Source organism: Lysinibacillus sp. KCTC 33748 (assembly GCF_002237755.1).
In the GTDB taxonomy this organism is placed as follows: domain Bacteria; phylum Bacillota; class Bacilli; order Bacillales_A; family Planococcaceae; genus Lysinibacillus.
The window spans coordinates 75,242-97,783 of sequence record NZ_MWSJ01000003.1 but is presented as its reverse complement, the minus strand read 5'-3'; the positions used below and the strand labels follow the sequence as shown (position 1 = coordinate 97,783).

Below are 22,542 nucleotides of genomic sequence, written 5' to 3'. Positions count from 1 at the left end.
TAGTTAGTCTTCCGCAATCCAACTACGCAGTAACTTCGCAAAATCGTCTGGCTTTTCTTTTGCCATTTTTTCAAGCTGCTTACGACGCATTGTAGCTTCCGTTTCAATTTCTTCATTTATATCTTCAATCATTAGTTCTTCTTGTTCATCTAGGATACTTAGTTCTTCTTCTTCCTGTGCACGTTTACGTGAACGGACAATGAAGAATGCAAGCAATACTATAACAGCAAGTAAAATGCCGCCGATTACCCAAACCCACCATGGAATAACAGATTTTTCGCTAGCTGTCTCTGTTGCTTTACCATTTAAAGGATGCACTGAAACAGCTACTTTTTCATCGATTTGATCTTGAGTAAGCTCAGCTGCTACATCTTTAGAAATCGTCGTACGAACAATCGTACTTAAAATTTGCTGGATATCCTCACGAATCCCATCTGGTAATGTTGCCGCGTCAGTTGCTGTCGGTGGTTCAACAATTACTTGGATACCAATATCTTGAATTTTATATGGTGCCTCTTGGATATCTTTACGTATACGGTTTACGTCATTATTAATTGTTTCTTCAGTACGTTCATATTCCCCGTCACCATTTACACCTTCGTTATACGTTGTGAAGTTATCCGTCGTCGTTTCAGCTTCAGGTGTACCAGTGGCTGCAGCCCCTGTACCAGAATATTGCTCTGTAATACGTTGAGCACTAATCGCGATTCCTTCCATATTCTCTTCGTCAACTGGTGTTACTAGGTTTTCTTCACGAACTTCTTTTTTGAAATCAATGTCTGTTGTCACAGAAACGATTACTTTGTCTTGTCCCATAAGCGTACCTAGCATATTTTGGACTTGACGTTGTAGATCACGCTCAACCAATTTCTTCGCTTGTAACTGACCTTCAGCTGTCGTAGTTGAAGCCCCATCAGTAGTTGCAGCATTTAGATCAAAGTACTCAGAAAATTGGTTAGAAATAACAATATTATCCGTATTTAAATTTGGAACACTTTTTGCAACTAGATTGTACATAGTGGCAATTTGTTGCTCTGTAAATTTATAGCCCGGGTCAGTATTTAAAACAATAGATGCAGTCGCTTCTTCTTTAACATCTTTTAAAAATACGCCCTCTTCTGGAATGTTAATCATTACCTTTGCATCTTTTACACCCTCTAGATTTTTAATGAGCTTTGCGATTTCTGTTTCAGTCGCAGCTTTTTTTAATAGGTTAAACTCATTATCTGTCATACCAAATCCAGAGCTATTTGCGAAAGAGTAATCAATCGACCCCGTTTGCGGATATCCTTCCGATGCTAACTGTACTAACAATGAATCAACTTGTTCCTCAGGCACTAAAATCGATGTCCCCCCCGGTGCAAGTTCATATTTTACACCTTGGGTATCTAACGCTTCCTTCACTTGTCCGATTTCTCTTGTCGATAAATCCTTATAAAGTGGTACATATGTAATTTTTGTAGCAAAAAGTGTAATAACGGCAGCAAGTGCTAGTACTCCTACCACAGAACCAATCATTACAAATTTTTGTTTTTTACTACGACTTGTCCAAAATTGGCTGGTGTCGTTTTTTATTTTCGTCAATCGTTCATTCATTATGAATCCTCCGGTTATAGTGAACAACCTATCCATCTAATAATTCGCGAAAACAGTGATATCCCATAACATTCAATCATTATCATCACCATAACGTATTGATTTCCGTTTCGACTAGGAGCGTCCGATAAACCATTTGGGGCAATCAGGATGTTGGCCACGAAAGCATAATCATAAGATATGATGTATTTGCCTTCGTTTTTCTATTGTCTCACTCACTTCAAGGCTATCACCTTCTGTATCATGAACGTGATCCCTTAGGAGTCATCCAACCTCCACATCAATCATCCATTTAAAATATGGGATAAATTCTTTACTTCAATAGTGCTTATTCAAATAAAGTTAGACACTCATACGCATTATTTCTTGGTAAGCTTCAATCACCTTATTGCGAACTTCAATTGTTGCATTTAATGTAATGCTCGCCTTTTGTGATGCAATCATCACTTCGTGCAACTCTACATCTCCACCATTAATTAACTTTTGAGTAAGGTTATCAGAAGTAATTTGTTGATCATTAACCTTTGATATTGCTTCTTTTAACGAGTTCGCAAAGCTCTGTTGTGCTTCATAAGGTGTCGTATTAAGTTTATTTGTTTCATTTACAACCTGCGTAGGTGTCATTTGTGAAACGGACGAAATTGTCATTATGTATCTTCCTTTCCTCTTATTTATCTTCCAATCTCTAAAGCCTTTGTCAGCATGGATTTATTTGCATTCAATACAGTTATGTTTGCCTCGTAGGAACGAGTAGCTGACATTAAATCTACCATTTCTTTTAATGGATCTACATTCGGCATATTTACATAGCCATCTGCATTTGCATCTGGATGAGTTGGATCATACACAAGTTTGAAAGGTGTTTCTCTATCTTCTTTTATTTGTGTAACTTTTACGCCGTTGCCAACACCACTCTTTGCATTTTTGCCAACCGCGGCATTAAAGAACTTTGAAAACTGTCCCTCTTGCGCCGTAAGCGTTACAGACTTTCTGCGGTATGGTTCCCACTCCCCGTTCACTTGTCTACCGCGCGTTGTATCCATGTTCGCCATATTTGACGAAACTACATCCATTCGTAAACGCTGTGCCGTTAATGCTGAGGCAGTAGTATTCATACCATGGAAAATAGACATTTATTACTTACCTCCTTTAATAACCGTATTTAGAGTATTTAGCTTACCGTTCATGCGTTCAATTAATGCGTTGTAATAAATTTGGTTTTCCGCAAGCTTTGTCTGTTCAGCATCCATATCTACGGCATTACCATTATTTCGATATCGCAAACCATTTCTATTATTCACACCAGGCGTTGATTGTCGAATCGCGAAATCAAAATGTCTATTATCCGTACGATATGCCGAAATTGACATTTGTTGTTCTTTCTCCAACATATCTTTAAAACTTACATTTTTCGCCTTATAGTTCGGCGTATCGACATTCGCAATGTTATTAGCGATCGTTTTATGATTCAAAGTTGCATAAGAAAGTCCGTTTTCCAGCTTACTAATAGTTCCTCCAAACAAATCCAAAAAGCTCACCTCATTCATGTACTTCTTATTTTATCCAATAATACAATTGTAATTAAGATGATACGTAGTGTCTATTGTCTTTTGTCACTTTTTGATAGTATAAACGACCCATTTTTATTCACAAATAACCAGGACAATACTTCCGTATCCCTTGATATTACTGGATTCATAGCCACCCTACTCAATACTAGTCTATTTACACCATTTCGACAGTGTTTACGGTTTTAGGATCTATTTTATTCCTTTTTTTACCAAAACAACAGTAGACACAATGTCTAAATTAGAGTTCCTTTTTACTATTTAAACATAAGGCTATAATATTACGCAAAATTCAGAATAGTCATTCCATACTGTCTTACAAGTAACAATTGGAGCATATGTTTTTTTCACTTACGCAAAAAGTAGCGCATATGTCAAAAGACAAATTTAGGGATAAAGCAATGACATTAGCGTCTAGGAAGGTCGAAAACATACCTATAAAAAATGAGCGAAAGGATTAAAATATAGATGATTCCTCCCCCCTATTTAGTACTAAAACATGATTCGACATAATTAAAGCATGTAAACTCAACCGCAAATTTCGTCGAAACTTCGTCGAATTACAAAAGGCATCTGAACAAGATTATCCCAGATACCTTTGTGTTTCCAATGAATTTTTTGTGTCAAATCCGCCGAAGGCTTTAGGCCAACAAATTTGTGAGAAAGCACAGTGTTAATTTAGCGACAGCAACACGGTTTTTTTGTACGTAAGCGCAGTGCCAATATAGGGACTAAAGAGGAGGAAGTGGTGGTCGACGCTCTTCATAGGAAAGTAAGCAGTCTGGAAAGGGAATCGGAAGGCCACAACGATCACAAAGTTTCCCTTAGCGATTTTTATTCTCTATATAATAAAAGGCATCTGGAACAAAATTATTCCAGATGCCTCAGATCGTCCCAAAAGGACGCTATTTTATTATTTCATTTTAATTTCAGCTAATGCATTTAGGAATTTATCGTTCAGTACTTTAATGTAAGTACCTTTCATACCTAAAGAGCGAGATTCGATTACACCTGCAGATTCTAGTTTACGTAATGCGTTTACGATTACTGAACGTGTAATACCAACTCGGTCTGCAATTTTTGAAGCAACAAGTAAGCCTTCATGGCCATCAAGCTCTTCAAAGATATGTTCAATAGCCTCTAACTCACTGTATGAAAGTGAATTGATTGCCATTTGTACAACAGCTTTGCTACGAGCTTCCTCTTCAATTTCCTCAGATTTCTCACGTAAAATTTCCATACCAACTACTGTTGCACCGTACTCAGCTAAAATTAAATCATCATCCTCAAATTGTGAAGATAAACGAGCAAGAATTAATGTACCAAGACGCTCACCACCACCAACAATCGGTACGATCGTTGTTAATGCATTTTGGAATAACTCTTTGTTTTCAACTGGGAAAGCAGTATGTTCGTCATTAATATCTAAGTTTGAAGATGTCTCAGAAATTGTAAACAAGCTATGTGTATATTCTTCTGGGAATTGACGCTCTTCGAACATCTTTTTCATACGCTCATTTTCAATTTGTTGGTGAATTGAAATACCTAAAAGCTTCCCTTTACGGCTTACAATATAAACATTACTGTCGATAATATCTCCTAATGTATCTGCCATTTCTTTAAAGTTTACCGGTTTACCAGCAGATGCTTGGAGCATCGAGTTAATTTTACGCGTTTTTTCTAATAAATTCATTATATGTTCCTCCTATAAATAATCCGAAGAGTATTTTCTTAATATTCTAAATGTTTTTTCAACTTAATAAAACTATTCAGCCTTATCTTACAATATAAACTGTGACAAATCTTTGTTTTTTACTATACCCGCAAGTTTTTGATCTACATAAGCAGCAGTGATTGGAATATTTGCAGGTGCAATTTCAGCAGCTTCAAATGATAATTCTTCTAATAAGCGTTCTAAAATTGTGTGCAAACGTCGAGCTCCAATATTATCAGTCTCCTGATTGACCTCAGTTGCGATTTCTGCAATTCGCTCAATCGCGTCTTCCGTAAAGTTTATCTCCACGCCTTCAGTTTCTAATAATGCCTTGTATTGCAAAATAAGTGATTGATCTGGTTCTTGCAAAATACGTACAAAATCTTGTTTAGTTAATTTTTCAAGCTCCACTCGAATCGGGAAACGACCTTGCAATTCAGGAATTAAATCTGAAGGCTTCGACATATGAAACGCTCCAGCAGCAATGAAAAGCATAAAGTCAGTTTTTACAGCACCGTATTTTGTCGTTACAGTAGAACCTTCAACAATTGGTAGAATATCACGTTGCACACCTTCACGCGATACGTTTGCAGAGGAGTTACTATCCTTACTAGCGATTTTATCAATTTCATCAATAAAAATAATACCTGATTGTTCTGCTCTTGAAATGGCTTCTTGAGCAACTTCGTCTGCATCTATGAGTTTATTTGCTTCCTCGATCGTTAAAATTCGACGTGCATCTTTCACTTGTAGACGACGTTTTTTCTGCTTTTTAGGCATTAAACTAGACAGCATATCCTGCATGCCATTGTTTGCAGACATATCCATACCTGTTCCTTGTAACGCATCAAAAATAGAAGGATTTTGTTCAGTTACTTCAACTGTAATCCATTCATTTTCTAATTTACCATTACGTAAATCGATAGCGATTTGCGCACGTTTGGAGCGTACTTCAGTTTCTTCAGAAGAAGAATCATCATTGGCTTGCTGTTCTTTTCCGCCAAATAACATTTCAAACGGATTTTGCATGGACTGTTTTTTTCGTAATGAAGGAACTAACAACTTAACTATCGCTTCGTTTGCTAATTCTTCGGCTTGGTCCTTCACAGACTCCATCATTTCTTCTTTTACAAGACGATGTGAAGCTTCTACTACATCACGTACCATTGACTCTACGTCTCGCCCTACATATCCTACTTCTGTAAACTTCGTTGCTTCAACTTTTACAAATGGTGCACCCGTTAGCTTTGCAATTCTTCGTGCAATTTCTGTTTTTCCGACACCTGTAGGTCCAATCATCAAAATATTTTTCGGAATTACCTCAGCCTTCATCTCATCACTTAGCAGCGAGCGACGATATCGATTACGTAGTGCAATAGCTACCGCTCGCTTCGCTTCATTTTGTCCAACGATATAACGATCCAAATGCTCAGTAATTTGTCTTGGCGTTAAATTATTTTTTGTCATTAGTTAAGCGCCTCCACGATAATATTATGATTCGTAAACACACAGATTCCAGCAGCGGTTTCTAATGCCGCTTCTGCAATTTCACGAGCAGACATTGTATCACCTGCATACTTTTTCAGAGCACGACCTGCTGATAATGCATAGTTACCCCCTGAACCAATTGCCAAAACTCCATCATCCGGTTCAATTACTTCTCCCGTACCCGAAACAAGAAGGAGTGTACTTTTATCCATTACAAGTAGCATAGCCTCTAATTGACGTAGCATTTTATCACCGCGCCATTGCTTAGCAACTTCTACTGCTGCACGTTGTAAGTTACCATTGTATTCATTTAACTTTCCTTCAAACATTTCAAAAAGTGTAAAAGCATCAGCAACCGATCCCGCAAACCCGGCAAGCACCTGACCATTAAACAGACGTCTGACCTTCCTTGCTGTACCTTTCATAACAACCGCATTTCCCAGGGTCACTTGACCATCACCTGCCATCGCGCAACCTCCGTTATGATGAACTGCAAATATCGTTGTCGCATGAATTTGTCCCATTCGCCTTCCTCCTTAGCTTATTATGCCCTTGGATGAGCATTCATATATGTTTGACGTAGATGCTCTTTTGTTACATGAGTGTAAACTTGTGTAGAAGTTAAATGAGCATGGCCTAATAACTCCTGCACCGTACGTAAATCTGCGCCATTATTCAATAAATGTGTGGCAAAAGTATGGCGAAGCATATGTGGATATATTTTCGTATGGAGCGAGGCTTTGTCAATCATTTCTGTTAAAATATGACGTACACCTCGTGGAGTAAGTTCCCCACCGCGCATGTTGACAAACAATTGCTGATGACTTGTGTTTTTCATCAATCGTGGACGAGCTTGTTCTATGTAATCCTGCATAGCTAAACTCGCAAATTGCCCGAATGGAATAATACGTTCTTTTCGCCCTTTTCCCATTACCCTAATAATCGAATAATGGAAATCAACATCTTCTACTTGAATTGAGGTGAGCTCACTTACACGAATACCTGTCGCATATAACAGCTCCAATATAGCTATATTTCTTAATGATTTCAAATCATCGCCGACATTCGCATCAAATAGCTGCTTCAATTCTTCCTCGTAGAAAAAGCTAGGTAAACGTGATTCTTTTTTCGGATGATAAAGTGATCGAAATGCCCCATCATCTAATCCGTGCTGTTTATTTAGAAAGCGAAAGAAGGAGCGTATTGAGGAGATTTTCCTTGATACAGATGATCTTGCTCTCTTTTCATCGTACAACTTTGTTACATAAAGACGTGCATGTATATACTCAACGCTAGCTAAATCATTTACGCCCTCCGCTTGCAAAAACGCTAAAAAATCTAGTAGGTCCGATTCATATTCTCGCACTGTATGAACAGAGAAGTTTTTTTCAATTTGGATATAAAGCATAAACTGTTCAAGTGCATCTTGGGACGAAACTAACATAAAAAGATTCACCACCAATGGATTTATTGATAATCTTCTCAAATTACAGGGCATCACCATAACGAGTGGTTGATTTTTCGTTCCACATGACCTCTTTCCTAAAGGCGTCCAGTGAGCCACTTGGGCAAAAGGATGTTGATCACGAAGGCATTATCACAGGACATGATGGTTTTAGCCTTCGTCCCTCTATTGCTGGATCCCTAAGGAGTCGCTTAGTCTACACTTCCAATCAACTTATATAAACGGCATACATTTTTACAAATGCCACCCTCAACGTTGGCTGATGAGCCTAAAGTGCTTTCACTTGCCATTAAAAGAATGTCAATTTTCGATGATCCTCTTTAGTTTGTCACTTTGGGTATCGTTAATGTACAAAACATACATATTGACACTATACCTATCTTCATCATATAGCAAGTGAAAATGTTTATATTTCGAGAAAATCTCCATACAAAATAATAAAACACGTGTAAATTAGCATTTTGCTACAAAAAAGAAAAAGCCTCTAAGAGTATACCAACTTTTAGAGGCTTTTTGCAATCAAATTGTTTGTGAATTCACAAAATTACGAATTGTGCTTATTGCACGTGTAGCATGCATCTCTGCACGCTCTGGCTTCGAACGACGTCCTGGTGGTAGTTCAGGGAAAATTCCGAAGTTAACGTTCATCGGCTGGAAATTTTTCGATTGCGCTTCTGTTATATAACGCGCCATACTACCTAAAGCCGTTTCAAACGGGAAGATAATTTGCTCTTGTCCTAATGCTAATCGAGCTGCATTAATACCGGCAATTAATCCACTACCAGCAGATTCAACATATCCTTCTACACCTGTCATTTGACCAGCAAAGAAAATATTTTTATGCTCACGAAGTTGGTACGTTTTCTCTAGAACCTTTGGCGAATTAATGAATGTATTTCTATGCATTACGCCATAACGAACGATTTCCACATTCTCTAATCCCGGAATTAATTGCAGTACTTCTTTCTGTGGTCCCCATTTTAAGTGCGTTTGGAAGCCAACGATATTGTAAAGAGTTCCTGCTGCATCGTCTTGACGTAACTGGACAACTGCATAAGGTCGTTTCCCTGTTTTTGGATCTTCTAGACCTACTGGCTTCATCGGTCCAAATAACATTGTTTTCTCACCGCGAGCAGCCATTACTTCGATAGGCATACATCCTTCAAAGTAAATTTCTTTTTCAAATTCTTTTAATGGCACAACCTCTGCCTCGATTAACGCTAGACGGAAACGATCAAATTCTTCCTTTGTCATAGGACAGTTTAAATAAGCTGCTTCCCCTTTATCGTAACGAGATTTTAAATAAACTTTTTCCATATCTATGCTATCTTTTTCAATAATTGGTGCTGCTGCATCATAGAAATATAGATAATCTAAACCTGTTAAGCCCTGAACTTTTTCAGCTAAAGCTTTCGATGTTAGTGGCCCTGTGGCAATAACAGTAATACCTTCTGGAATTTCAGTGACTTCTTCATGAATAACTTCCACAAGAGGATGATTTTTCACCGCTTCTGTCACATAGCCTGCAAATTCATGTCGATCCACTGCTAAGGCACCGCCTGCTGGTACTGAACATGCATCGGCTGCCTTCATAATTACAGAGTCTAAAATACGCATTTCTTCTTTAATCACACCTACGGCATTCGTTAATCCATTTGCACGTAGTGAGTTCGAACAAACAAGCTCCGCAAATTTATCAGTATGGTGAGCTGGTGTTTGCTTTACTGGACGCATTTCATAAAGTTTAACTTTCACACCACGTTGAGCAATTTGCCAAGCAGCCTCACTGCCTGCAAGCCCTGCGCCTATTACATTTACTACTCGTTCAGTCATGTTCTTACCATCTTTCTATCATTGAGTAGGTGTCTCTTCATAGTCACATTTCGTACACTGAATTTGAACACCTTTTTTAATTTTTTTCTCTACTAATAATGCACTACATTTCGGACATGGTCTACTAATTGGCTTGTCCCATGAAACAAATTCACACTCAGGGTACTGATTGCAACCATAGAATAAACGCTTTGTTTTACTCTTTCGTTCTACAATTTCGCCTGTTTCACAAGAAGGACATTTTACGCCAATAGGTTTCATAATAGCTTTTGTATTGCGGCAATCCGGGAAGTTTGAACAAGCCATAAATTTTCCGTATCGTCCAAGCTTAAAGACCATTGGAGATCCACAAAGCTCACAATCCTCGCCAGCCGGTTCATCTTTTATAACAACCTTTTCCATAGCCTCATCTGCATATTTTACATGGACCTCAAAATCCTTATAAAACTCATGCACAACTTCTTTCCACTGACGACCGCCTTCTTCAATATCATCCAAATCTTGTTCCATCTGTGCTGTGAATTCGATATTTATGATATCAGGGAAAAACTCTAGTACGAGTTGGTGCACGATTTCTCCTAGCTCTGTCGGCATAAATCGTTTCGCATCTAATACGACATAGCCACGGCGCTGAATTGTATCGAGGGTCGGTGCATATGTGGACGGGCGCCCTATACCTAACTCTTCCATTGTTTTTACAAGACGCGCCTCTGAATAACGTGGTGGTGGCTGTGTGAAATGTTGCTTCGGCTCGATTTCAAGAGATTTTACTTGATCGCCAACTTCCATTTCAGGTAGAAGCTTGTTTGTCTCTTCTGTTTGATCATCTGTACCCTCAATATAGAGTTTCATAAAGCCGGCAAATTTAACTTGCGAGCCGTTTGCACGGAATAAAACATCACCATTTTGAAGATCAACAGCTACTGTATCAAGTACAGCCGGCGCCATCTGACTTGCGATAAAACGCTCCCAAATTAAACGATATAAGCGCAATTGATCGCGACTAAGCACTGCCTTTAATTCATCCGGAGTTCGCATCGTACTAGTTGGGCGAATAGCCTCATGGGCATCTTGTGCATTTGATGCTTTTTTAGCCTGCTTCGACTCTGTTGAGATGAATTCTTTGCCGTATTTGGATTCAATGTAGGCTACTGCCTCTGTTTTTGCTGTATCTGAAATACGTGTAGAATCGGTACGCATATAAGTAATTAAACCGACTGTCCCCTCTTTTTTACCAACATCAATACCTTCATATAATTGTTGCGCAAGCATCATCGTTTTCTTAGCACGGAAATTTAACTTACGTGCTGCCTCTTGCTGTAAAGAAGATGTTGTAAAAGCAGGTGCTGCATTTCGTTTACGTTCTTTTTTCGATACATTAACAACTTCAAAACTTGTACCTTTAACATTTTTTAAAATAGATTTTACTTGTTCTTCATTTGTTAATTTAATTTTTTCTTTGCCATTACCGTAATAAAGCGCATCGAACGTTTTCTTCCCTTTTTCAAAAGAACCTTCAATTGTCCAATATTCTTCCGGTTGGAAGTTTTTAATTTCATTTTCACGATCAATAATCATGCGTAGTGCTACAGATTGTACTCGCCCTGCCGATAATCCCTTTTTAACCTTTTTCCAAAGAATCGGACTAATGTTATAACCAACAAGTCTGTCCAGTATACGACGTGTTTGCTGTGCATCCACTAAATCCATATTAATAGGACGTGGATTTTTAAAGGATTCTACAATCGCATCTTTTGTAATTTCATTAAAAACGACACGACAATCTGATTGAATATCGATATTTAACGCAGTCGCAAGGTGCCAAGCAATCGCTTCTCCCTCGCGGTCTGGATCGGCCGCTAGAAAGACTTTCTTCACTTTTTTAGCCGCAGACTTTAAGTCCTGTAAAACAGGCCCTTTACCACGAATAGTAATATATTTAGGTTCATAATTATTTTCTGGACTAACGCCCATTTGGCTACGTGGTAAATCACGAACATGCCCGATTGACGCTTTCACTTTATATTTTTTCCCTAAATATCGTTCAATTGTTTTTGCTTTTGCTGGTGATTCTACAATCACTAAATAATCCGCCATCTATGTCTCCCCCTTAGCGAGGTCTATTGCTAATTTTTTAAGTTACCTGTTGCAAAATGTATAACAGATTTTAAGATAATGCAACTTTTTTTCAATTTTTGTTAGAAAAGAGCGTAAGTGTTTCAACGATTTCGTGACCATTACACACTGGAATAGCTCCTTCTAATAGTAGTTTATTTGTGCCCTTTGACTGCTCTGCATTAATTGGACCCGGTACAACAAATACATCTTTTCCTTGCTCTAATGCATTGTCCGTTGTAATAAGCGTGCCACTTCTTAATGCCGCTTCCGTAACAACTATAGCTTTGGACAATCCACTTATGATTCGGTTGCGCATTGGAAAATGCCATTTCTCAGGTTTCATATATGGAGGATACTCTGTGACAAGTAACTGATGCTCCGCCATATGCTCAGAGAGAGACTGGTTTTCCTTAGGGTATATATAATTAAACCCGTGACCAAGCACTGCAATTGTGGAACCGCCAACTTTTATAGTTGTCTCATGAGCGATCGTATCTGCCCCTCTTGCAAGCCCGCTTACAACTGTATATCCGTGTTCAACAAGAGGTGGCACGATTAGGTCCATCGCAGTTTTTGTATATGATGTAGCCTTTCTAGAACCTATAATGGCTACTTGTTTTTCTTTCGTCAATAGCGAATACCGACCTTTCACATACAATACAGTAGGTGGGCTGGATATTTCAAATAATTGCGCCGGGTAAAAAGGATGATGAAAAGGTATCGGGGAAATATTGGCCCTTTCATAAGCTTCTGCAAACGACAATGTCATAATTTGTCGAAAACCCCTGGATATCTCCAAAGCTCTACTCGATGATATTTGCAGTGTTTTTGCAATCTCGTAGGGGTGCACTTCCTCAAAATAACTTAGTATATCCACCGGGGACAATAATCGCTGAAGTTTTTGAAGTGGTAATGGGTATATATAATGTAAAGCTAGCAATCTTTGTGTATCAACTGAAAAAATCATTTAAGAGCCTCCTTTTATAATAGAAGAAATTAAATGACCGCATTTTCAAAAAAGTAAGTAGGAAGTTAGAAGCAAGCATATTCAGCAGAGTCCATGACATCCGCCGGAAGCTTTAACTTCTTTCAGCAGGTGTTTGGACACCCGCTGAAAGAAGTTAAAGAAAAAGATGTAGCCACAATGTGCTACATCTTCCATTTTAATGGGTTTTACACTTTTCGTATAGCCCTTTTTCTTTGATTACTTTAATAAGCGTGTCGCCAATGACAGATGGCGTTTCTGCTACTTCAATACCAGCAGCATTCATAGCCTTAATTTTCTCAGCTGCTGTTCCTTTACCACCTGAGATAATAGCACCTGCGTGACCCATACGTTTACCTGGAGGAGCTGTTTGTCCACCGATAAAGCCAACGACAGGTTTCGTCATATTCGCTTTAATCCATTCAGCTGCTTCTTCTTCAGCTGTCCCTCCAATTTCGCCAATCATCACAACTGCATATGTTTCTGGATCGTTGTTAAACGCTTCCAAAACATCGATAAAGTTCGTACCATTGACAGGGTCTCCACCGATCCCTACAGCTGTAGTTTGACCGATACCAGCTTGTGTTAACTGGTGTACCGCTTCATATGTTAATGTACCAGAGCGTGAAACTACTCCTACATGCCCTTTTGTATGGATGTAACCAGGCATAATACCAATCTTACATTCATCCGCTGTAATAACACCAGGACAGTTAGGACCGACTAGACGAGTCTTTTTACCTCCCATATAACGTTTTACCTTAACCATATCAAGTACAGGAATATGCTCAGTTATACAGATCGTTAATTCTAATTCAGCATCAACAGCCTCTAAAATAGCATCTGCCGCGAATGGAGCAGGTACATAAATAACTGAAGTTGTTGCACCTGTTGCAGCTACAGCTTCCGCTACAGTGTTAAATACAGGCACTCCTTCGATTTCAAGACCGCCTTTACCCGGCGTTACACCAGCTACAATTTTAGTACCATACTCAAGCATTTGCTTCGTATGGAAAAGCGCTGTTTCTCCCGTAATCCCTTGCACAATTACCTTCGTATCTTTATCAATAAATACAGCCATTGTTCTCCCTGCCTTCCTTAGCCTACTAGTCCCACAATTTTTTGTGCACCGTCAGCCATTGAATCCGCTGCAACGATGTTTAAACCAGATGCATTTAAAATCTCTTTTCCAAGCTCTACATTTGTACCTTCTAAACGTACAACTAACGGCACAGTTAAGCCAAGTTCTTTGGCAGCTGCTACAACACCCTCAGCGATAATGTCACACTTCATAATTCCGCCAAAAATGTTTACAAAGATACCTTTTACATGTGGATCAGAAAGGATAATTTTGAAAGCTTCTGTTACTTTTTCAGCCGTTGCACCGCCACCTACGTCTAAGAAGTTAGCAGGGCTTCCGCCGTAATAACTAATTGTGTCCATTGTAGCCATTGCAAGACCAGCTCCATTAACCATACAGCCAATGTTGCCTTCTAATGAAATATAGCTAAGGTCATATTTTGATGCTTCGATTTCCTTTGGATCTTCTTCATCAAAATCACGTAATTCGACAATATCTTTATGACGATACAACGCATTTGCATCGAAATTAAATTTAGCATCTAATGCTTGAACTTCTCCTTGTCCAGTTATAACAAGTGGATTAATTTCTACAATAGAAGCATCCTTGTCGATAAACGCTTGATACAAGCCTAACATTAATTTAACAGCTTTCCCTATTAGGTTAGCTGGAATATTCATATTGAACGCCATGCGACGTGCCTGGAAACCTGTTAACCCTACAACAGGATCCACAACTTCTTTGAAGATTTTTTCCGGATGTGATTCCGCTACTTCCTCAATATCCATGCCACCCTCTTCAGATCCCATCACTGTTACACGGGATGTTGCGCGGTCTAATACTAAACTTAAATAGTATTCTTTTTGAATATCAGAACCCTCTTCAATATATAAGCGTTTTACTTCTTTTCCTTCAGGACCTGTTTGATGAGTTACTAAAATTTTACCTAGTAATTCTTTTGCATATGTACGCACCTCGTCAAGGTTTTTAGCGATTTTCACGCCCCCTGCTTTCCCGCGTCCACCTGCATGAATTTGCGCCTTGACTACAGTCACATTAGAGCCAAGTTCCTTCGCTACTTTCACAGCTTCATCAGGGGAAAAAGCAACTTTTCCGTTTGGTACAGCTACACCATATTTTCTAAGAATCTCTTTCCCTTGATATTCATGGATATTCATAATACATCCTCCCATCAAACATTTGCAAAATTGTTTTACTAACATAATCTATTCTAACGAAAGATTCTGATAAAGTCTATACCTTGTCTTTTATTCATTTTTTACATAAAAATATGACGGTTTTTTCTACTTCGTGTACTAAAACAGATATTTCCGAAAATCAGAATTCTCTATTTTTTCTATATTTTTGCGCATGTTGTTGATCTAAACGATAAATAAATGCAAAAACCTCAGCGACGGCTTCGTATAATTCTTCAGGAATTGACTCATTTAAATCTAATTGTCCGAGTAATTGAACGAGGTTAGGATCCTCATATATCGGGACATCATGCTCATTCGCACGCGCTAATATATTTTCTGCTACTTTCCCTTTTCCTTTTGCTACTACCGTTGGACTATCAAAACGGCCTAACTTATACGTGAGGGCGATAGCCTCTTTTCGAGCAAATTTTTCTTCACTCATATGCGAAAATCCACCCCACTATGTTCCTCCTGCTGTTCTACTACAGGGTTTTTTTCTGGTTGGGCTTTCTCAAATTGTTTAATAAAAACGCCTGAAAGTTGATACTCTTTTTCAGCTAATCCTATTTTTAACGCTGCTTTTAGTGGTTCGGCAAGCGGAATAATATCATTATTTTCATTAAATACTGTCACAGAAACGACACGGTTTTGGACTTGCATATCAATAACCGTTTCTTTCATAGATTCCATTTGTAAATAAAATAATATGCGTGCGTAATTGGCATCAATTTTACCGTCTTCCTTCATGCGTCCATTCCACTGTAATGTTGCATCCATTTTCTTGCCGAAAAATTCTAATGGCACTTGCATAATAAGCTGATGCTGATGGCCATTTTCTCCTGATGCTAGCTGCATACCATTCATACGTGCCATTAACATTTCTGCAGCTTCCTTCAGCTGCGGAGTAACATGCGCTTCCTGCAATAATGTATGTAATTGCGGTTTTAATTGATGTGCAATCTGCTGTAAATCGGCTGACTTATTACTAAGAGTCGCTTCATAGCTAACTCCTAGATTTTTTAATACCGTTTTAAGCGCATGTTCCATTGCTTTACTGTCCATAGAATTTTGTACATGAGCATCCGCTTGTGTAACAATTTGCTGAATCATTGCTTGCGGGGATTCAACACTATTTCTCATGAGATTTCGCATAAATGCTTCGTTTTGTAGCGGAGTAGTTGCTTCATGCTTTAAAAGCGATAATAAATGGTCTTTCACTGAAAGAGCATTCGCGTCTTGTGTAAATAGACGCGCCGAAGAATTTTCTGAAAACGCCTTTATAAGGTGTTCTTGCATTTGTTTTGCAAAAATCTCTAGCGTTTGTTTAGTTGCTGGTAGCTGTTTAAATCGATCGATAAGTTCATTTAATGATTGCTTTTGTTCATTAGTTAACAAGCTTTGATTCGCTGTCCATGATCTAAGCTGATCAACAAGATGATGAATGTTGTCAGATTTTGTCGTTAAAATTGTTTGAATAACTTCTCCAGCCTGTTGCAGCTGATTTGACTGTATCGGCTTTACATCGCTAAGGCTGGACCAATTTTGCAAGGTTGCCTGCTGAGGTAGTATCCCCGCCTCTTTTAAACTATTCATAGCTTGAATCTTTTCACTCATAGAAGCCGCACTATTAGTTAATATTTGTATGGACTTAGCAAGGACTAAACTACCTGTTTCTACTTCAAAAGGCTTTGCAATTGCTTGTAGTTGTTGCATTAGATTTTGCTTAAGGTTTTCTGATAAAGCTATATCCTTCGTTAAAAGCTGTGTAAAGTTTTCCATTATGGAAACCATGCCTGCAGTTTTTTGTCCACTTAGAAGAGCTTGAAAAACATCATTTGTCATTGGCATTTTAAACTCTACCATTTTTTGAATGGCTTGCAGGGCATCCATTTTTGCTACGCCCTCCGGCAATGCCTTTAACCACATTTCTGCCTGCATTAGCTGCTCTTTTGAAATCGGTAGCTGCGCCTTCATAAAATGAGCTAGAAGCTGCTGTGATTCAGCTGTTTTAGGTAAATTCATTGATTCAAGTAACTGATTAATCTGTTGACTTTGGGAAGCCGTTTGCGCCATAGGACCCGTAACAACTTTTAGTTCGGTTTGTGGGCTTGTACCAGTTACTTGAAAGAAATGCGCATCACCTGCTTTTAGCGGCACTTCGAGTTTTGCAATAAACTTTTGTTGACCAACCTGTATTTCTGCCATTTGATCTGGATATAATTGTTTGATTGTTCCTTGAAATATTTGTCCTTGTTTTAAAGTAAGTGGCTGATTAGCAGAGGTTATAGCAGCTTGTTGCATTTGAATCGGATTAAAAGATGTGGCTGTCATATACATACTCCTTTCATCAATTACTCCTTGGCGTAATTGGCTTCTATTTTTATTTAGCTTATCATTTTATAGCGTGGGGTTGATTTCTGCTCCGACTGGACGCTTTGCCTGGGGCGTCCAGTCGGAGCTCCAATCAACTTATGCACATGATCGTTTTAGCAAATATCATTTTTGGTGATGTGCCTTTTTCTGAATGCTATTATGTTTTTAAAATACTATCAATTATGCCTCGGCATAATTGCGTTCGGAATTGGCTTTGTGCTTAGGCCTGCAGATGTTTTTTGTGCGAAAGCGCAGCGTCAGCAACATGTTTTTGTCTGTGCGACAGCGCACGACAGCAACAACACGAGGGCCGACACGATGTCGGTCATTTCGGTAATGCCACAGGACGTGGCGTTCTTAGACTGAGTTCCTCTACTTTAGCGAATGTTTGGACATCTGCTGAAAGAAGTTAAAGCATTGACTTAATTGGCTCAAATGATTTGCGATGATGAATAGTCGGACCGTATTCTTCCAGTGCTATTAAATGCTGCTTTGTCCCATACCCCGCATGCTGAGCAAAACCATACATAGGGAAATCCTCATCCAGTTGATCCATATAATCATCTCGAGCCGTTTTTGCCAATATCGACGCTGCTGCAATAGCTAAGCTTTTCGCATCTCCTTTAATGATTGAATCCTGCGGAATAGAAATTGGTAGCGTCATAGCATCTACTAGCACATAATTAGGTTTCATAGATAACGATTCTACGCTTGTCTTCATCGATTGCTTCGTCGCTTCGTAAATATTTAATTCATCAATTTGTTGCGCTGATTGGAAATGGATAAAATAACTTAATGCATGCTCCTTTATTAAAGCAGCATAGGCACTGCGTTTATCTTTTGATAATTGCTTTGAATCATTTAATCCGACTAGCGCTTCACAGTTTGCAGGTAAAATAACAGCAGCTGTTACTACTGGTCCTGCCAACGGTCCACGTCCTGCTTCATCTACCCCTGCAATGAAGGCATCTTCTCCTCCGTAGCTTTGATCGAAATCGACCTTTGCTTGATGTTCCTGTAGTAGCTGTTGTTTTTTATCTTGACGCTTTTTCCAGCTTAGCCAAGCCTTTTGCACACCGGCACGCTCGTCTGTCTCTACACCGGACATCCAGTCTTGCCATTCCTCCGCTTCCTTCAAAGCTGCTGTAATTTCTTTAATCGTTTTCATCTATTTACTCCCTTTTTGGTTCTTACAGTTAAACGTTAATCTTATTTCTTTCGGGCTAAGGGCTCGTCTAAACATTTTGGCGTGTTCCACAATATGTACTTGAATGCACATTCATTTCAGAAGGACGCTAATCCCAAAATAATTATAACTTCTTTTTCACGCTCTATATCATTTATCGGCAAGAAGAAGTATTCCTAAAAGAAAAACTGTCACGCTCACGATTTATGACGTGAGTATGACAGTTTTCTTTATTGCTGCTCTGTTTCTTTTTCAAGTTGTTCGTGAACAAAGTCAAATGTTAGTTTGCCTAATTGTTGACCACGAATATCTCGAACGATTAGTTGAGCTACTTGATCATAATCGATTTCTCCACCAGGACCGAACACACGACGAAGTTTACCGATATGGTCGAAAGTCTCAACTAAATCTTCATGTACAAACTGGAAGCCATAGCGCTCTTCCATTCGTGCTGGATAATGAACGGATAAAAAGCGTAGTCCATATACTGCTAAATCCTCCATATTCGTTATCGTATCCTTTATAGCACCTGTTAAGGCTAATTTGTAGCCTACTTCTTGATCTTCAAATTTCGGCCATAAAATACCTGGCGTATCGAGTAATTCAAGCTCCTTCCCAACCTTTATCCATTGCTGAGCCTTAGTTACCCCAGGCGTATTACCTGTTTTGGCTATATTTTTCTTTGCAAGACGATTAATTAGCGTCGATTTCCCTACGTTAGGAATTCCAACAATCATTGCGCGAATAGCTCTCGGCTTCATGCCACGTGACTTCATACGGTCAAATTTTTCTTTCAATATTTCTTGAGCAGCCTTTGTCACCTGCTGTAACCCTTTGCCTTCAAGAGAATTAATTGCTACCGCCTTATGACCACGTTGCGCAAAGTACTCTACCCACTTACGTGTTTCATGCTCATCTGCCATATCTGATTTATTTAAAATAAGAAGACGTGGTTTTTGATTGATCACTTCGTCTATCATCGGATTTCGGGAAGATAGAGGTAAACGTGCATCTATTAATTCAAAAATAATATCAACGAGCTTTAATTTTTCTGTTACTTCTCTGCGGGCCTTTGCCATATGCCCTGGAAACCATTGTATAGTCATATCTATACCTCCTAAACTAAAAGAAAAAGGGAGTACTTAGCCCTCCCTTTCAAGAATTACTTTACAATTTTAATATCACTAAACGGCCAGAAAATAAGACTTGTATTACCAATAATCTCTTTCTGATCGACAAGTCCTATATGACGACTATCCTTACTGTATCGACGATTATCTCCCATAACGAAAACATAACCTTCTGGAATTACATCTCCTTTTAGGTTTACATCAATGTCGTTTAACTTAAAATCCTCTGTTAAAGTACCTTCTGTAATTTCTGATTTGTAAGCATCTAAATAAGGTTCGTCTATCGGTTCGCCGTTAATGTATAATTGATCATTTTTATATTCCAAAGTATCTCCTGGTAGCCCAATAACACGTTTAATATAGTTCTTCTTTTCAGGAGCGTGGAATACAACAATATCAAAGCGTTTTGGTTCACCTATTTTATAACCAATTTTATTCACAATCATACGATCGCCATCTTCAAGGGTTGGCATCATGGACTCTCCATCTACTGCAATAGGTGTAAATAAAAAATAACGAATAATCGCTGCAATCGCAAATGCAATTAGAAGTGCCTTAGTCCATTCCCATAGCTCATTCTTTTCCTTAACCTGTTTTTCCATCGAGAATTGCCCCCTTGTCTAACCTCATTTTAGTTGATAGCTATTTAAGATGACAAGCAAAAAGAAAAGGGGCTTGTTGTACAAGCCCCTCACTTTTAAGTCATAATTATCGAATTTCTTTAATACGAGCAGCTTTACCACGTAGGTTACGTAGGTAGTAAAGTTTAGCACGACGTACTTTACCACGACGTACAACTTCTAAGTTAGCGATTTTTGGTGTGTGTACAGGGAATGTACGTTCAACACCTACACCATAAGAAATTTTACGAACTGTGAAAGTTTCGCTAATACCGCCACCACGACGTTTAATTACTACACCTTCGTATACTTGGACACGTTCACGTGTACCCTCTACTACTTTCACGTGTACCTTAACAGTATCACCTGGACGGAAAGATGGTAGATCCGTGCGAAGCTGAGCTTTAGTAATTTCTGTAATAATGTTTGACATTGTTTTCTCTCCTTAGACAGATGCTCTTGCACGCAATCTATGCCACAGCGGAACACCGTAATTCAGTACTCCACATAGAAGTACAGATTAGATGTTATCATAAATATAGATAGCAATCAAGCATCTTTATTATTGTTTTTAAGTTTTTCTAAATACAATTTTTGCTTATCTGTTAACGGATAATTCTCGAGTAAATCCGGACGACGTTCGAACGTTCTTTTCAAAGATTCTTCTTCACGCCATTGCTCAATCTTCGCATGATTGCCTGATAGTAAAATATCAGGGACTTTCATTCCGCGAAAATCAGCAGGTCGTGTATAATGTGGGTGCTCTAGAAGGCCTGTTGAGAACGAATCTTGTATGTGGGAATCCTCTTGTCCTAAAACCCCCGGTAGAAGTCGTACAACGCTATCTATAACCGTCATAGCCCCTAGTTCGCCACCAGTTAATACGAAATCTCCAATTGAAATCTCGTCTGTAACAAGATGTTGGCGAATGCGTTCATCATAACCTTCATAATGACCACATAAAAATACTAGTTCTTGTTCTTGCGCTAGCTCTTCTGCCTTTTTTTGAGTAAAACGCTCACCTTGTGGACACATCAAAATGATACGAGGATTTCTTCCTTCTGTAATAGACTCGACAGCGCTAAACATCGGCTCTGGTTTTAATACCATGCCCGCACCACCGCCATACGGATAATCATCTACTTGATTATGCTTGTTACCCGAAAACCCACGGATATCAGTTACTTCTAGCTTTACAGCACCTTTTTCCTGTGCTTTCTTTAACATGGATGCACCAAAAACGCCTGTAAACATATCAGGAAATAGACTTAACACATTGATATTCATCATAACAAGCCTTCCATTACATGGATCACAATTTTCTTCTCATCCACATCAATTTCCTTGACGATGTCTTCGATATATGGGATGTAATGCTCTTTTTTATTACCCTTGACTACCCATACATCATTTGCTCCTGTTTGAAGAATATCGGCTACTACTCCGATCGTTTCGCCTTCTTCAGATACAATTGTACAGCCAATTATTTCATGGAAGAAATATTCATTTTCCTTTAATAAATCATCTGTCATTTGATCCTTCGTAATTTTAAGCATTCCTTCTTTAAAAGTTTCAACAATGTTAATGTTGTTCATGCCTTCAAAAGTTAATAAAATGAAGTTTTTATGACGACGCATTGATTCAATCGTTACCCATGTTGGCTTTTTATCGTCTTTTTTAAACGCCGCAAGCTTATTTCCTACTGCGAAGCGCTCATCTTCAAAGTCTGTTGTTGATAACACACGCACCTCACCGCGAATACCGTGTGTATTGACAATACGACCTACATTAAACCATTCCATTCAAATCTCACCTCGTATGAATTTCGCCTTGACATAATTGTGCTGTCACTTCTCTTTCGCACAGTACACAATTGCTAAACATGCCTATCCCCGTCAAGCTACTAGCTAGCCAGAACAAAAGTAACCTTCTCTCACTTTCACCTAAAGTAGCAGATTAACTTTTGGCGGACGATGTTATAGCTAAGAAGTCCCTTAATGTCATTATGTTCAATTACTTCTCAAAGTAATGATGATAATGAAAAAAGGAAGGAACCGGCAAGCTCCTTCCTTTGTAGTCCAGATTTTCCGCTTTACCTCAAAGCCACTTCGAATTCCTAAGTGCATGTAAACATACCTATCAGGACTCTCCAGTGCTTGTTGCATGTAAAAGAGCGTGAAAATCTT

At 38.7% G+C, this 22,542-nt stretch carries 21 protein-coding genes; all 21 read right to left on the bottom strand.

Annotation, left to right across the window (positions count from 1 at the left end; genetic code table 11):
- Positions 1-3: 3 nt before the first annotated feature.
- The 21 genes from fliF to rimM all read right to left on the bottom strand — a co-directional run bounded on the left by fliF (position 4) and on the right by rimM (position 22,158).
- Positions 4-1,596 carry a flagellar basal-body MS-ring/collar protein FliF gene (gene fliF / locus B1B04_RS06185; protein ID WP_079560457.1) on the bottom strand — a complete coding sequence of 531 codons (1,593 nt, stop codon included), beginning with the start codon at positions 1,594-1,596 and terminating at the stop codon, positions 4-6.
- 342 nt (positions 1,597-1,938) lie between these two features.
- Positions 1,939-2,244, bottom strand: a complete 306-nt coding sequence (gene fliE / locus B1B04_RS06180; protein ID WP_049668437.1) for a flagellar hook-basal body complex protein FliE — start codon at positions 2,242-2,244, stop codon at positions 1,939-1,941.
- 23 nt (positions 2,245-2,267) lie between these two features.
- Positions 2,268-2,729 carry a flagellar basal body rod protein FlgC gene (gene flgC / locus B1B04_RS06175; protein ID WP_079560456.1) on the bottom strand — a complete coding sequence of 154 codons (462 nt, stop codon included), beginning with the start codon at positions 2,727-2,729 and terminating at the stop codon, positions 2,268-2,270.
- Between the two features lie 3 nt (positions 2,730-2,732).
- Entirely contained in the window at positions 2,733-3,125 is a 393-nt protein-coding gene (gene flgB / locus B1B04_RS06170; RefSeq protein WP_079560455.1) for a flagellar basal body rod protein FlgB, read from the bottom strand.
- Between the two features lie 952 nt (positions 3,126-4,077).
- Complete coding sequence (gene codY / locus B1B04_RS06160; RefSeq protein ID WP_049668434.1) at positions 4,078-4,857, bottom strand: GTP-sensing pleiotropic transcriptional regulator CodY; 780 nt, start codon at positions 4,855-4,857, stop codon at positions 4,078-4,080.
- 87 nt (positions 4,858-4,944) lie between these two features.
- Positions 4,945-6,345 (bottom strand): ATP-dependent protease ATPase subunit HslU, encoded by a 1,401-nt coding sequence (gene hslU, locus B1B04_RS06155; protein WP_079560453.1) that lies wholly within the window; start codon positions 6,343-6,345, stop codon positions 4,945-4,947.
- Entirely contained in the window at positions 6,345-6,890 is a 546-nt protein-coding gene (hslV, locus tag B1B04_RS06150) for an ATP-dependent protease subunit HslV (RefSeq protein WP_079560452.1), read from the bottom strand. Before hslV ends, hslU begins: the two co-directional genes overlap by 1 nt.
- 20 nt (positions 6,891-6,910) lie before the next feature.
- Entirely contained in the window at positions 6,911-7,810 is a 900-nt protein-coding gene (xerC, locus tag B1B04_RS06145; RefSeq protein WP_079560451.1) for a tyrosine recombinase XerC, read from the bottom strand.
- Positions 7,811-8,350: 540 nt separating this feature from the next.
- Complete coding sequence (gene trmFO, locus B1B04_RS06140; protein WP_079560450.1) at positions 8,351-9,664, bottom strand: FADH(2)-oxidizing methylenetetrahydrofolate--tRNA-(uracil(54)-C(5))-methyltransferase TrmFO; 1,314 nt, start codon at positions 9,662-9,664, stop codon at positions 8,351-8,353.
- Positions 9,665-9,682: 18 nt separating this feature from the next.
- On the bottom strand, positions 9,683-11,761 hold the full coding sequence (gene topA / locus B1B04_RS06135; RefSeq protein WP_079560449.1) for a type I DNA topoisomerase: 2,079 nt from the start codon (positions 11,759-11,761) through the stop codon (positions 9,683-9,685).
- A gap of 91 nt (positions 11,762-11,852) precedes the next feature.
- On the bottom strand, positions 11,853-12,551 hold the full coding sequence (gene dprA / locus B1B04_RS06130; protein WP_240518223.1) for a DNA-processing protein DprA: 699 nt from the start codon (positions 12,549-12,551) through the stop codon (positions 11,853-11,855).
- A 394-nt stretch (positions 12,552-12,945) separates the two neighbouring features.
- Positions 12,946-13,848 carry a succinate--CoA ligase subunit alpha gene (sucD, locus tag B1B04_RS06125; protein ID WP_079560447.1) on the bottom strand — a complete coding sequence of 301 codons (903 nt, stop codon included), beginning with the start codon at positions 13,846-13,848 and terminating at the stop codon, positions 12,946-12,948.
- A 17-nt stretch (positions 13,849-13,865) separates the two neighbouring features.
- On the bottom strand, positions 13,866-15,026 hold the full coding sequence (sucC, locus tag B1B04_RS06120; protein ID WP_079560446.1) for an ADP-forming succinate--CoA ligase subunit beta: 1,161 nt from the start codon (positions 15,024-15,026) through the stop codon (positions 13,866-13,868).
- A gap of 160 nt (positions 15,027-15,186) precedes the next feature.
- Complete coding sequence (locus B1B04_RS06115; RefSeq protein ID WP_079560445.1) at positions 15,187-15,489, bottom strand: EscU/YscU/HrcU family type III secretion system export apparatus switch protein; 303 nt, start codon at positions 15,487-15,489, stop codon at positions 15,187-15,189.
- The gene (locus B1B04_RS06110) at positions 15,486-17,378 is read right to left on the bottom strand and encodes a hypothetical protein (RefSeq protein ID WP_079560444.1); all 1,893 of its coding nucleotides are present in this window, start codon (positions 17,376-17,378) and stop codon (positions 15,486-15,488) included. Before B1B04_RS06110 ends, B1B04_RS06115 begins: the two co-directional genes overlap by 4 nt.
- A 451-nt stretch (positions 17,379-17,829) precedes the next feature.
- Positions 17,830-18,588 carry a ribonuclease HII gene (locus tag B1B04_RS06105; RefSeq protein ID WP_079560443.1) on the bottom strand — a complete coding sequence of 253 codons (759 nt, stop codon included), beginning with the start codon at positions 18,586-18,588 and terminating at the stop codon, positions 17,830-17,832.
- 248 nt (positions 18,589-18,836) lie between these two features.
- A complete protein-coding gene (ylqF, locus tag B1B04_RS06100; protein WP_079560442.1) occupies positions 18,837-19,712 on the bottom strand; it encodes a ribosome biogenesis GTPase YlqF in 876 nt (291 codons plus the stop codon).
- A gap of 56 nt (positions 19,713-19,768) precedes the next feature.
- The gene (lepB, locus tag B1B04_RS06095; RefSeq protein WP_079560441.1) at positions 19,769-20,338 is read right to left on the bottom strand and encodes a signal peptidase I; all 570 of its coding nucleotides are present in this window, start codon (positions 20,336-20,338) and stop codon (positions 19,769-19,771) included.
- 106 nt (positions 20,339-20,444) lie between these two features.
- Complete coding sequence (gene rplS, locus B1B04_RS06090) at positions 20,445-20,789, bottom strand: 50S ribosomal protein L19 (protein WP_079560440.1); 345 nt, start codon at positions 20,787-20,789, stop codon at positions 20,445-20,447.
- 116 nt (positions 20,790-20,905) lie between these two features.
- Positions 20,906-21,643, bottom strand: coding sequence for a tRNA (guanosine(37)-N1)-methyltransferase TrmD (trmD, locus tag B1B04_RS06085; protein ID WP_079560863.1), 738 nt, complete (start codon positions 21,641-21,643; stop codon positions 20,906-20,908).
- On the bottom strand, positions 21,643-22,158 hold the full coding sequence (rimM, locus tag B1B04_RS06080; RefSeq protein ID WP_079560439.1) for a ribosome maturation factor RimM: 516 nt from the start codon (positions 22,156-22,158) through the stop codon (positions 21,643-21,645). Before rimM ends, trmD begins: the two co-directional genes overlap by 1 nt.
- Positions 22,159-22,542 lie beyond the last annotated feature (384 nt).